General features: G+C 48.7%; 8 protein-coding genes. 1 reads left to right on the top strand and 7 read right to left on the bottom strand.

The genetic code is table 11. The annotated features are described in order from the left end of the window. Positions 1-653 precede the first annotated feature (653 nt). The 4 genes from C8U37_RS08275 to C8U37_RS08255 all read right to left on the bottom strand — a co-directional run bounded on the left by C8U37_RS08275 (position 654) and on the right by C8U37_RS08255 (position 7,379). Positions 654-2,327 carry a peptide ABC transporter substrate-binding protein gene (locus tag C8U37_RS08275; RefSeq protein ID WP_108032772.1) on the bottom strand — a complete coding sequence of 558 codons (1,674 nt, stop codon included), beginning with the start codon at positions 2,325-2,327 and terminating at the stop codon, positions 654-656. A 438-nt stretch (positions 2,328-2,765) separates the two neighbouring features. Continuing rightward, positions 2,766-4,256: a glycoside hydrolase family 32 protein gene (locus C8U37_RS08265; RefSeq protein WP_108032770.1), complete on the bottom strand. Its 1,491-nt coding sequence runs from the start codon at positions 4,254-4,256 to the stop codon at positions 2,766-2,768. A gap of 4 nt (positions 4,257-4,260) precedes the next feature. Beyond that, a complete protein-coding gene (locus C8U37_RS08260; RefSeq protein ID WP_108032769.1) occupies positions 4,261-5,940 on the bottom strand; it encodes a glycoside hydrolase family 13 protein in 1,680 nt (559 codons plus the stop codon). A gap of 8 nt (positions 5,941-5,948) precedes the next feature. Next, on the bottom strand, positions 5,949-7,379 hold the full coding sequence (locus C8U37_RS08255) for a sucrose-specific PTS transporter subunit IIBC (protein WP_108032768.1): 1,431 nt from the start codon (positions 7,377-7,379) through the stop codon (positions 5,949-5,951). A gap of 298 nt (positions 7,380-7,677) precedes the next feature. Here C8U37_RS08255 and C8U37_RS08250 point away from each other — a divergent pair, with 298 nt between their 5' ends. After that, positions 7,678-8,700, top strand: a complete 1,023-nt coding sequence (locus C8U37_RS08250; protein ID WP_108032767.1) for a PLP-dependent cysteine synthase family protein — start codon at positions 7,678-7,680, stop codon at positions 8,698-8,700. Between the two features lie 85 nt (positions 8,701-8,785). Here C8U37_RS08250 and C8U37_RS08245 read toward each other — a convergent pair whose 3' ends face one another. From C8U37_RS08245 to C8U37_RS08235, 3 genes are all read right to left on the bottom strand, one after another. Continuing rightward, positions 8,786-9,790 (bottom strand): LCP family glycopolymer transferase, encoded by a 1,005-nt coding sequence (locus C8U37_RS08245; protein ID WP_108032766.1) that lies wholly within the window; start codon positions 9,788-9,790, stop codon positions 8,786-8,788. A gap of 289 nt (positions 9,791-10,079) precedes the next feature. Beyond that, positions 10,080-11,435 carry a leucine-rich repeat domain-containing protein gene (locus tag C8U37_RS08240; RefSeq protein ID WP_170100229.1) on the bottom strand — a complete coding sequence of 452 codons (1,356 nt, stop codon included), beginning with the start codon at positions 11,433-11,435 and terminating at the stop codon, positions 10,080-10,082. 275 nt (positions 11,436-11,710) lie between these two features. After that, a complete protein-coding gene (locus C8U37_RS08235; protein ID WP_108032764.1) occupies positions 11,711-12,622 on the bottom strand; it encodes an AEC family transporter in 912 nt (303 codons plus the stop codon). Positions 12,623-12,711 lie beyond the last annotated feature (89 nt).

Below are 12,711 nucleotides of genomic sequence, written 5' to 3'. Positions count from 1 at the left end.
CTCCTCTCAAATTTTTGATGCTGTATGCGTGGATTCTTTTAATGGTGGGAATCAAATCCCCGAATCCGACTGTGCGTCTCCGCAATGTACAAATATAGTCTTACATTTTCATTTATTCCGAAAATATAAATTGAAGATAATTTTATTACATCACAAAGCTATAACCACTATTATCCAGTTATGGCGCGGATATGCAAATGAAAAATGAATTATTTGTGAATTTTCCGCGAAAAAAGAAGCGGTTACACACGCTTTCTAAAGGTAACCGTGAAGAATCCGAATTTTTTTAAAAACAGTTGTTTTCAGAGTCGATATGTTGCTATTTCACGATTTCAACATAATTGCAATCCCGTGTTTACGGCTTCCATATTGCGCACGCAAAAAGGATCCCTGTCTCTTTAATGAGCAGGAATCCTTTTTCAATCAGTTATTTTTTCAGATGATGGTTCATTTACCCTGAAATAACTTGGCAATATCTACCACGCACGGATTCACCCCTAAACTTTTTGTCCTCTATAGTATAACAAAAAACTAGCCTTTTTTTATCCCATCAAAAAACCCAGACACCGTAAGGCACAAGCTCCTCCCCGGTATCTGGTTTTATCTGGTTCATCAATCCATTTTATCCCTTAAAACATCCGATCCACTCCAGATTATTCTCCTATGGAAGCATAGCGATAGCTATCCGGGCCGAATACGGGAATATACAGATCCTTCACATGGTCCTTCAGCAAATACGCTCCTGCAGATTGATAAGTAGGAAGTTGAACATAATGTTCACCAATCGCAACTTGTTCAGCTTCTACCAGTAAATCCCAACGCGCCTCTTCATCATCATAGGCTGCTTTGGCAGTTTCGATTAATGTGTCCACATCTTCAAAAGCATAATTCCCGCGATTGATATCCGAGTGGAACCGCTCCACATAATTCACAGGATCGGCAAAATCAGCAATCCAGTTAGCTGTCCCCAATTGAAAGGACCCATTGCGCAAACTGTCTTGTTTGACGTTGAAAGGCACTTGGCGAATAGTGAGCGTCAACCCCGGCAAATTGCCTTGCAGTTGGCTTTGGAAAAATTCCGCAAACTTTTTTGAATCTTCCGAATCGGTCGTCATCAGTTCCAATGAAATGGTTTCGACCCCTAACTCGCTCAGACCTTTTTCCCAGGCCGTTTGAGCCTCTTCCAAGTTGTAGCTGGTCAGGTCTCCCGCGTCTTCACGGAAATCCGCACCCGTGCCAGGGTTCGTCGCCAATCCGTTTGGAACATATCCGTAGATGGGGACTGAGCCATTCTTCAGGACATTTTCAGTGTAATTGGCAGTATCCAGTGATTTAGTTAAAGCTTCACGAATGTTCTCATTCGCAAGTGCGGGAACTTCTTGATTCATTTCAATGAAGTTTGACGTTGTATTCATTTGAGAATGGTAGTCTTCATTCGCTTTGTTGGCCGCTACGTATTCCCCACTCAAAGCTGCGTAGTCCAATTCATCTGCCTCATACAGATTTATGGCTGTCGAAGTTTCTTTCATGACTTGGACGACGACTTGATTTAAAGGGATCTCATCTTTGCCCCAATAAGAATCATTTTTGGTGAAGGTCCAACTTCCGCCTTTTGCCTGATTCCAGTCGGTCATGATGAATGGGCCATTGTAGATCAGTGTGTCTGAACTCGAACCATAAGAATCGCCTTGTTCTTCTACATATGCTTGATTTTGAGGAAAGAAGAAGGGCATAGATAAAAGATCCAGGAAATAAGGTGCCGGTTGGGCCAAGGTAACTTTCAGCACTTTTTCACTGATCGCTTCCACAGCTAACTCAGCAGCATCCATTTCACCGGCCAGTATTTCAGTCGCGTTTTGTATCAAACCGTCATACATGTAGGAATAGCCGGCAGCCATTGCTGGATCGACCATTTTCCTCCAAGCATACACATAATCGGCACTGGTTACTTGTTCCCCATTTGACCAAGTGGCATCGTCCCGGATCGTGAAGGTATAGATCAGCCCATCCGAACTGATTTCTGGCATATTTTTAGCGGAAGCCGGCACGACTTTTCCGTTCAAGTCCAGCGTGTAAAGTCCTTCAAAGGCATTATTCATAGCTGTAAAACTGACCAAATCCGTTGCTGCTATGATATCCATGGTGGGAATGTCGGCACTTGCAGTCAATCTCAAAGCCTTTGAGGAAGCGTTTCCATTTTCCGTCGAAACTGCGTTAGCATCTGTGCTATCTAAACTTGTGCTCCCATTGTTGTTCCCGCATGCCACCAGTAATCCTACGGAAAATAAACCTAACAGCAACTGTAATTTTTTGTTGATTCTTATCATAAGTTTTCATCCTTTCTCTACTTTTTATCTATCAATCTCAAGGTAAGTTTACTTTAGTGAACTAATTATAGCAAGGCGGTCCTCAGTTTACGAATAATTAACAGATGCTTGCGTTTTTTTATATTATTTTCCTAATAACACTGTCCGGGGAACGCGCCGGCTGCGAAATTTAGTGGAGAGTTCAGCGTTTTTCCCCGCCAAAACAGTTTTGGCGGGTTTCCAGGAGCAGATTTCCTCGGGATAACCTTCCAACGCGCTCTCGACGGGGAAATTCAGTGGAGCGCCCTGCATTTTTCCCCGCCAAATCGCTGTTGGCGGGTTTTTCTGCATCTCCGCGCACCCGTCTGCGCCTCCCACGCCCCAACGCAAAAAACGCACCACCCCTTGCTCTGCTTCCAGAGCCAAGTGTGGCGCGTTCAACTGTTATTTCTCGCTTTTTCAGGCCAATTCCCAAAGTTCGAGGCTGTAATCGATTGTGCTGCCTGCCGCGAGCGACAGGCCGGTTTCTCCCGCTTGCGGGAAGACGCGGGAGGTGAATGTACCCTCGCCGTCATTGACGAAGATCTCGATCGAGCTGGTGTCGACGAAAATCTGCAGCTTCACGTGGTCCATCTGTCCGACCGCCAGCGTGCGGGTCGTTCCGAATTCTTCTGCAAATGGGATGCCGCAGCGGCTGCGGTCGATCGTGATTTTTTTGCTGGCCGGATCCAGTATGATGCGGAAACGTTTGTCGTTTGCGGCATCTTCGCAGAGATCCAAAATTACCGGCGAGCGATCGGCTGACGCCGGTAATGTCAATTCCAACTGGAGCTCGTAGCAGTTTACGCCATCGCGGTCGATCGTCTTTTCGCCAGACAACAAGCCGGCATCGGAAACAGTCTTCGCTTTGCGCAAAGCAACCAATTCGCGGACCGGTTTCTGGATCAGTTTGCCGTCCTTGATGGACAACTCGCGCGGCAGCGTCAGGCAGTGCGCCCAGTCTTCGCTGTCGGTCGGGTATGCAATTTCCGGCAATCCCATCCAGGCCGTCAGAATGCGGCGGCCATCCGGACTTTCCGCTGTCTGGGTAGCGTAGAAATCGAAGCCGGCATCCAGTTCCTGGAAACCATCATGCGCCAATTTCAACTCATCCATCCGGAAATCATCAGCGATGACATAACCGGTCTGGAAAATATTGTGGTAGCGGCCGCCTTCCGGCTCGATTCCCTGCGGCGAAAACAACAAAACGGTTTTGCCGTCGATTTCGAACAGGTCCGGACATTCCCACATGAAGCCGAAGTCCGGCAAACCGGCGTCGACTTCGCCCATCAATTCCCACTCCACCGTATCAGCCGAACGGTACATCAGGATTGTGCCGGTTTCATCCGTGCGTTGGGCACCGATGACGGTGTAATAGATGCCTTGCTGCTCCCAGACTTTGGGATCGCGGAAGTGGTCGGTGTAGCCTTCCGGATTGCCGGCGATAGCAGGCGGCAGGAACTTCGTGAAGCTGCCGTCCGCCTCCATGCGGGCAACGATCTGGTTCGGCACCCTTTCCCATTTTTCCGTGCGGACATTGCCGGTATACATGATGTGCAGCTGGCCGTCCTTGACGAAGCCGCTGCCGGAATAGACGCCGTGGCTGTCGTACGCCGTGTCAGGCAGCAGCGCGACGCCCTCTTCGTTCCAATGCACGAGGTCGGTCGAAGTCAGGTGGTACCAGTGCTTCAGACCGTGGACCGCGCCCATCGGGAACCATTGGTAGAAGAGATGCCATTTGCCGTCGAAATAAGTGAAGCCGTTCGGGTCGTTCAGAAGGCCGGTATTCGGTTGGATATGGTAGTTTTGGCGGAAGGGCGACTGCGCCACCCGTTTCGCCAATTCTTCCATATAGTCGTCGGAATAATCCGAGAGTTTTTTATAGCGCTCCTCGCGCGTCCATTCTTTCATCGTTTTATTCCTTTCTGAACGTGATGGCTTCATAAGGTCGTAAAGTTAATTCCTCTTCACGAGAGTTAGTGTAGAAAGCTTCCCCGTAATTGCCAATCACACGTTGTCTTCTTTCTGGCTGCATCGGAATAGTGATTGTTTCCTCTGACCAGTTTGTATAGGTAAACCACTCTTCTTCATTATATTTTCTCGAAAAAGCAAATATCTGATTATTTTCCGGTAGCTGCAAGGTATAGGTACCCTCGGAAAGAATAGCTTGCTCTTTCCTTAAACGAATCAGCTTTCGATAATAATGGTACACAGATTCCAAATCTTTCACATTGTCCTCCGCTGTCGGCAAATCACTGTGTTTTGAAAATGGAAGCCAAGGTTTTCCTGTAGTGAAGCCAAAATTATGCGAATTATTCCATGGCACGGGCGTCCGTCCATTGTCCCTGGATTGTGCTTGCAAAGAGCGTATGATCTGCTGATCAGGAATCCCTTCTTGCTTCTTTAGCTGATAATAGTTGACAGACTCAATGTCATTGTAGTCGAAAATATCATCAAAATAGGCATTGGGAAGCCCGATTTCTTCACCTTGAAACAAGAAGGTCGTTCCTTGCATCATATACAAAGTATGCGCCAAGAGTTTGGCTGAGAGTGTTCGCCACTTCGGTTCGTCATTACCAAAACGAGAGACGATCCTAGGTTGATCATGATTATTCCAATACAGGCTATTCCAACCTTTTCCGGCTAGTGCTTTTTGCCACTTCGATAGATTTTCCTTCAATTCTACCAGGGGCAATTCCGCAATGTCCCATTTAGATTTCCCTTTTACACGATCCAGACGCATATGTTCAAACTGGAAGACCATGTGCAGCTCAGAACGCAGCGGATTCGAGTATTTTAAAGCTTCTTCCAAAGTAACTTTTGGCGTTTCCCCGACCGTCACAACATCATAATGCGAGAGTACCTCCCGATTCATTTCATTGAGCCAGACATGCACCGAAGCTTGATCTGGCTTCAAAGCTTTATACCAGCCCTGCCCAAGTTCAAATTCCTGATAGCTACCGAGCACTTCTTTCTTTGAGATCTGATTGATGACATCCATGCGAAAACCATCAACACCTTTTTCCAGCCAAAAACGCATCATTTGATAAATTTCTTGACGAAGTTTTGGATTTTCCCAGTTCAAATCTGGTTGACTTTTGGAAAATTGATGCAGATAATACTCGTCCGTTGTCCTATCATATGTCCAGGAGGAACCGCCGAACGACGCCGACCAATCTGTTGGCGGCTGTCCATTTGTACCTTTCCTCCAGATATAGTAATCACGGTAAGGATTATCTTTAGCTTTGCATGCTTCCCGAAACCAATGATGCTCGTCTGAGGTATGATTGACCACCAAGTCCATCATAACTTTTATTTGATTGCTGTGCAGCTCGGCAAGTAAATCATCAAAATCCGCCATCGTCCCATAATCCGGATGAATGCTTTCATAATCACTGATGTCATAGCCATTATCGACATTGGGCGATTCATAGATTGGACTTAGCCAAACCATATCGATACCCAGCTCTTTCAAATAAGAGATTCTGCTGGTGATGCCAGGAAGATCCCCTATGCCATCACCGTTCGAATCTTTAAAGCTTTTGGGATATATTTGGTAAACGGTCGCTGTTTTCCACCACTCTAAATTCCCCATATCACCCCTCATTTCTTAACAGCTTTTGACCACTCTTTTTTGCTGAATACATAAGTAAGCGCGATGGTCACTACGGAACTGATGAGCATTCCGATTATGTAATGGAAAAGTTTACCTTGCGTAATTGCGATAATCCCAGGTAATCCAGCTGCCCCCATTGCGACTGCCTTCACTTTGAAGAATGTGATATAAGCGCTGCTGATCGATGATCCGATAATCGCTGCGTAGAATGGGTAGCGGTATTTCAGGTTGATCCCGAACATCGCAGGTTCAGTGATCCCCAGGTAAGCGGAAATTGCGGATGCGGAAGCCAAGCTTTTCGCTTTTTGCTCTTTGATAATGAAGAACATCGCCAATGCGGCAGCACCTTGAGATACATTTGACATAGCCGCGATTGGGAAGAGGAACGTACCGCCTGTTTTGGCGATATCAGCCAATAATTGTGTTTCCACGGCGATGAAGCTGTGGTGCATACCTGTTATGACCAGTGGCGCGTAGAAGAAACCGATGATGGCGCCGCCGATGGCACCTGTCGTGTCATACAACCAAACTAGGCCGTTTGTCATCATATCGCCGAGCGTGCGCGTCAACGGGCCCACCAAAGTGAAAGTCAGGAAGCCGGTTGCGAACAAAGCGAACAGCGGTGTGATCAGGTTATCAAGAGAAGTGTGTACGCGTTTGTGCAGGAACGTTTCGACTTTCGCCAGGATGTAAGATGCGAATAAGATCGGAAGGACTGTTCCTTGGTAACCGACTTTCGCGACTTCAAATCCGAAGATATCCCAGAAAGGCACTTCACCGGCAGCCAAGACTGACGGATAAGCGTAAGCGTTGACGAGATCCGGATGGACCATCAGCATCCCCAAAACGGCACCCAAGTATGGATTGCCGCCGAATTTCTGCGTAGCGCTGAAACCGATCAGGATAGGCAGGAAGACGTACGCGGCATTAGAGAATGTATTAATCATGGCTGCCAAACCTTCAATAGAAGGATAAGCTTCAATCAGTGATTTCCCGGCAACAAACAAATCCTGTGCCGTGAATACGTTGTTCAATCCCATCATCAAACCACAGGCTACGATTGCCGGGATGATCGGTACGAAGATGTCCGAAAGCATCTTGACGCCTTGTTGGATCGGGTTCAGTTTTTGCGTGCCGGCTGTTTTGACTTCCTCTTTGCTCATGGCGTCGATGCCGGCCATTTTGATGAATTCTTTGTAGACTTCATTGACGATCCCGGATCCCAGGATGATCTGGTATTGACCGGCTGTGGAGAAAGTCCCTTTGACTTCGTCGCGTTCGTCCAATCCCGCTTGATCGACCTTGCTTTCATCCCTCAAAACCAAGCGTAGTCGTGTCGCACAGTGCGTCGCCGCCTGCACGTTGTCTTTTCCGCCGATATCCGTCAACAATTCTTCTGCAATCTTTTTGTAATCCATTTTTCTCCCTCTTTCCTTTTATCTGTTGTGCCTAAGAATAAGTGCAATAAAAACTGTGTTTCATCTCATTTCGGAACCGGTTCCCTTCTGATTCAAAATGATAAGGAGCAGTTTTTCCGCATTGGCGAAACCGGTTCCTCTTGATATGAATAGTAAACCCTTTCAAAGATAAAGTCAAGTGTTTTGATAAAAATTATTTTGTGTTTTTATCGAACGGCTGGCGATGGCCTTTCCTCGCCAAAAGGATTAGAATGAAGACAAAGAGCGACATGACATAAGTATGGGAGGTTTTTTGACCATGACGATAAACAAAAAAATGTCCGAAAAATTTGATGGTTTGGAGGCTTTGATCGGCAACACCCCGATGCTTGAGATTTCCTTGCTTTACAAAGGCGAACCGCGGCTAGTATACGCAAAAGCGGAATACTACAATTACTCAGGCAGCATCAAGGACCGCGTCGCCTGCCACATCCTCCGCAAGGCCTACGAAACAGGTGCTATCACTGAAGGTACGCCGATCGCGGAGGCGACCAGCGGCAACACCGGCATCGCCTTTGCGGCAATCGGCGCTTATCTGGGCAATCCGGTCACGATCTTCATGCCCGATTGGATGAGCAAGGAGCGTATCAACCTGATCGAAAGTTTCGGCGCAACCATCCGGCTCGTTTCCAAGTCGGAAGGCGGCTTCACCGGTTCGATCGCCCTCGCCGACCGGATGGGCGAAACCGAAGGCGCCTTTCTGCCGCACCAATTCTCCAACCCCGAAAACTGCGCTGCCCATTATGCGTCGACCGGGAAGGAGATTCTGGCGCAGCTGGCTGCACTCGGCAAACGGCCGCACGGCTTCGTTGCCGGCGTCGGCACCGGCGGAACACTGATGGGCGTCAAGGAACTTCTGCAGGAAAGCTATCCGGATTGCCTTGCTTTTCCGCTCGATCCGGCCTCCTCCCCGACGATGGCGACCTGCGGAAAAGTCGTCGGCCCGCACCGGATCTTCGGCATCGGCGACGAGTTCGTGCCGGCCATCGTCAAACTGGATCAGCTCGATAATATACTGTCGATCGACGACTGCGACGCCATCAACATGGCCCGCAACCTCGCGCGCGTGCTCGGGCTCGGCGTCGGCATCTCATCTGGCGCCAACTTTTTGGGAGTGCTGAAGGCACAGGATCTGCTCGGCGACAAGAATGCCGTCGTTGCGACCGTTTTTGCCGACGACAGCAAAAAATATCTCTCCACCGATCTGATGTTTGAGCAGCCTGTTGCTGCGGATCATTTGGCGTGCGACGTCGAGTTGGTCGGCATGCGCGCAATCCGTTGAGGCTGAAGAATAATATGTGAAAAGAGAAAAAACAGAACTTCCGACAACTCACTTGAATTGTCGGAAGTTCTGTTTGTTTAGGCGTTTATTCGAGTTCGAGTTCTGCCTTAAGCAGGTCATGGACGCGCGTGAGTTCGGTTTCGTCAACGAAGTTGTAGTAGATGTCGTTCATCATGCTGCCGGTGCCGCCGAGTTGTTGCTGACTCATGTTGTCGACTGCGCCGAGATAATCCTTGTTTTGGAGCGTATAGAAATCGGATAATTGGAAGCTCGTCTGTACGTTGGATGACAAGGACTGCAAAATGGTCTGGTAGTTCAGCAGTGTTTCCGGTGTCGCCAGTTTGCGGATGACGCCTTCGATGACTGAGCGTTGTCTGCCTTGGCGGCCGGTATCGCCGGCTGGATCTTCATAGCGCATGCGTGCGAACGCCAATGATGCTTCGCCATCAAGTTGGTTCGTGCCTTGGACGAAAGCATAGCCGTTCTGATTGAAGGCAAGTGGGCTTTCAACGGTGATGCCGCCGACCGCATCGACGATTTCCTGGATCCCGGCCATGTTGACCATCACGTAGAAATCAACGGGAATGTCGAGCATCTGTTGCACGGTATTGATGGACATCGCGGTGCCGCCGAATGCGTAGGCGTGATTGATTTTATCGGAAGTGCCGTATCCGACGATTTCCGTGTATGTATCGCGCGGGATGCTCAAAAGTGTCGTCTTTTGCGTGTGCGGATTGATTGTGACGACGACCATCGAATCGGAACGGCCTTGTTCGGTGCGGCCCAGATCACCGGTGTCGACGCCCAACAATAGTATCGAAATCGGTTCACCCGCTTGCAACAACTCGGATGGGGTCAACGCTCCGGCATCCGCTCTGCTTTCTTCATCGACTGTTTCCGACGAATCGGCAACAGTGCCGGTGTTGGTTGTGCGGAAAGTTTCGACTTCGACAGGCATGTAGGCTGTGTCCATCGTGTCTTTCACATTTGCGTAAATTGAGTAGACATATCCAAGGATACCGATCACCAGAACTGCAAGGATACTGACAACTATTTTCAAACCGTTCTTATTTCGCTTATTCGAGCGCATTATTTTTCTCCTCTTCCCCGATAGCCAACTATCAAATAATTGTTGCTGTTGCCTATATTTTAGATGAGTCGGAGCAGATAGTAAAGCCGCTTTGCAATCTTTGAGTGGCCATTGCTGCCGAAAGTCACGACATTTAACGCGGATTATCCGAAGAAACGAAGCCGAAACAAGCAGAACTTTCGACAACTCATCTGAATTGTCGAAAGTTCTCAAGAATTAATTGAATCCTTGTCCGCTAAGATGACTCTGAAGCGCAAATAATTACGTGGGCGATTTTATGCTCTTGCGTTCATTCTTCGTACCAACTGATGTCGCAGCCCGGCAGAGCGCTCTGTATCAATGCTTGTTGTTCGGCGCTGACTGCTGCTCCGCTGATGTGGAGTTTGCCCAACTTTTCCAAGCCCGTTAAAGGCGCGATATCGCTGATCGGATTCCCTCTCACATCAAGGTACCAAAGCTCCGCCAAGTTCGCCAAGGCGGTGGCATCGCTGATCTGATTGCCTGCCAGATTCAGGTGTCTGACTTTTGTCAGATTGGCCAAACTGTCGATAGCGCTGATCTGATTGTGCGCGAGATCAAGGTAGACCAATTCCTTCAGGCCTGCCAAGGCTCCGATATCGCTCACTTGCGCCCCGCTCATTTCGAGGTGCGTCAGTTCAGTCAAGCCCGCCAAATTGCCGATGTCCACGACCGATGTACTGTTCAGATCCAGACGCGATAGCTTCCTCAGGTTGGCTAACGGTGAGATGTCGCTTATGTTGGTGCCGCTCAGGTCCAGCGTCAAAAGGTTTCCGAGTTCCGCCAGCCCGCTACCGTCGTTGATCTCAGTCCCGCTCAAGTCTAGCGTTAGCAATTGCGTCAAAGCTGCTACAGCTTCAACGTCAAGGATGAAGGTGTTGTCCAGCTCCAAGATAGTCAGCTGAGTTAATCCTGATAGAGCTGTGATATTGTTGACCGGGGTATTCCCTAGGCTTAAATAGCGCAACTGATTCATGTCAGCCAAGGAGCTGACATTTTCAACTTCGGTGTTGCGCAGCTTCAACGATTGCAGGCTGGTCAGGTCGATCAACGGGCGGATGTTGCTGACAGCAGTATCGTTCAAATAGAGCACCTCAAGCTGCTTCAGACCAGCTAATCCTTTGATGTCCTCCAATTGGTTGTTGTTGAGGTAAAGGGTTTTAAGCTTTTTCAGGTCCTTTAAAGCGGCAATATCTTCTACTCGGGTATGGCTGATGTCCAGGTATTCCAATTGCGTCAACCCGGCCAAGGCGCTCATGTCGCTGACTTCTGTTTGATTCAGGTGTAGTATCCGCAGATTCGTGAAATGCTCGATTCCATCGATGGCGCTGATGTCTTTATTACCCAGATAGAGGGCATCAACCGCTTCGACATCGCTTAACGCAAGCTCGCCCTCTTCTTTCCCGATCAGCTTACGCACATAAAGCTCCAGATCTTCATCGGCGAAGGTCAGAACCGTTCCGCCTTCTGCAATTTCATTTTCTGATTCTGTATCTGCCCCACTGACGGCTTGGGCAGAGCTCTCTTGGCTGGCAATCCCTCCATTTTGTCCCGAAATCATTGTGTCGGTGCAACCCACCAAAAATACCAAGGTTAAGAGGGCTAACAGCCTTATTCTTTTTTCCATAAAAAACAGCCTCCTATATAGAACTGCGGGAGCTGACGATGGGATCCGTTCCATTTGGGACCCTCAGACGATGATTGCTGAATCAGATTACTTTGATCCGAAACTGATTTGATATACCCCCATTATAAGACTCCGTTTGTTTAAGCGCTAACATTAAGGGCTGCTTCGTATAGGCAATCGCTCCATACGCTAGTTCAAAAGCCATCCTCAATTTGGCTGGAAAAAAAAGCCACCTCAGTTGATCTGAGGCAGCCATTGATTCATTCCATATGTTTTTATCCCATAACCGCCAAAACGAGCGGCATCGCGAAGATCCCGATCAGGATGGAGACGGAATTCATGAAGGCGGAGGTTTCGACGTCGCCGCCCGCTTCTTCGGTGAATCCGGTCGCCATGGATGCGATTGGTGAAAAGAACAGCATGCAGAGGATTGTCTTCACGACCGTCGAGACCGGCAGGAAGAGCACGATCAGGATGGAGAAAACCAGCGAATAGCCATAGCGGATGGCCAAATATTTGAAGGCCAACTTGAAGCGGTGTGCATCCAAGCCCAATTCCAGACCGATCCCGATCATCAGCATCGCCAGGAATGTATTAGCGCCGCCGACAGTGGACGTAAAGGTGATGACTGCATCCGGCAATTGCAACCCGAAGAGGCGCATCAACAAAAGAATCAAGTATGTATCGAATAGCGGCGACAGGAACATAAGCTTGAGGAAGCTCAATAGCGTCGTTTTTTGCTTCTCATCAGCCACCGAGCGGGACCAGCCATAGCCGATTCCGGCAGCACCGAAGGAATTGCCGACATCGAAAAGCGACGCGAAAATGATCGACTGCGGGCCCATCAATCCGGCGATGTATGGCATCGCAAAGGCCCCGACATTGTAGCTGGCGATATTGACGATAGCGAACGCTTGCTCTTTGCCGCCTTTGCGCTTATTCACCAGATAACCGGTCACTTGCTGGATCAAATTTGCGGCAACGCCAAGCGCGGTCAGAAACAACAGATTGTAGGTGATGTCGAAATTATTGAAGCTCGTGATCAGCGCGCACGGAAGCGTGATCCGCAATACGATTTTTGAAAATTTCGGAAAATCCTCGGCGCTGACCCATCCGATCCGTTTGATGACGTAGCCGATCACGATGATCAAAATCAGTGATGCGGCCTTTGCTGCTATTTCCCCCATTACGTTCCTCCTGCTCGCGTTTTTCCCTCCATTATATCAAAAAAAGTGCCGGCGTCTCCGATCTTTCGGAATTTTGTAATCGCGTTACG

Source organism: Trichococcus patagoniensis (assembly GCF_003051085.1).
GTDB classification, from domain to species: domain Bacteria; phylum Bacillota; class Bacilli; order Lactobacillales; family Aerococcaceae; genus Trichococcus; species Trichococcus patagoniensis.
Note: the sequence above shows the minus strand (reverse complement) of the source record. Positions and strands in the feature narration are given on the sequence as shown.

Bases quoted from the DNA above. Each gene is read 5' to 3' on its own strand.
- C8U37_RS08275 (WP_108032772.1), bottom strand. From the start codon at position 2,327: ATGATAAGAATCAACAAAAAATTACAGTTGCTGTTAGGTTTATTTTCC.
- C8U37_RS08265 (WP_108032770.1), bottom strand. From the start codon at position 4,256: ATGAAAGAATGGACGCGCGAGGAGCGCTATAAAAAACTCTCGGATTAT.
- C8U37_RS08260 (WP_108032769.1), bottom strand. From the start codon at position 5,940: ATGGGGAATTTAGAGTGGTGGAAAACAGCGACCGTTTACCAAATATAT.
- C8U37_RS08255 (WP_108032768.1), bottom strand. From the start codon at position 7,379: ATGGATTACAAAAAGATTGCAGAAGAATTGTTGACGGATATCGGCGGA.
- C8U37_RS08250 (WP_108032767.1), top strand. From the start codon at position 7,678: ATGACGATAAACAAAAAAATGTCCGAAAAATTTGATGGTTTGGAGGCT.
- C8U37_RS08245 (WP_108032766.1), bottom strand. From the start codon at position 9,790: ATGCGCTCGAATAAGCGAAATAAGAACGGTTTGAAAATAGTTGTCAGT.
- C8U37_RS08240 (WP_170100229.1), bottom strand. From the start codon at position 11,435: ATGGAAAAAAGAATAAGGCTGTTAGCCCTCTTAACCTTGGTATTTTTG.
- C8U37_RS08235 (WP_108032764.1), bottom strand. From the start codon at position 12,622: ATGGGGGAAATAGCAGCAAAGGCCGCATCACTGATTTTGATCATCGTG.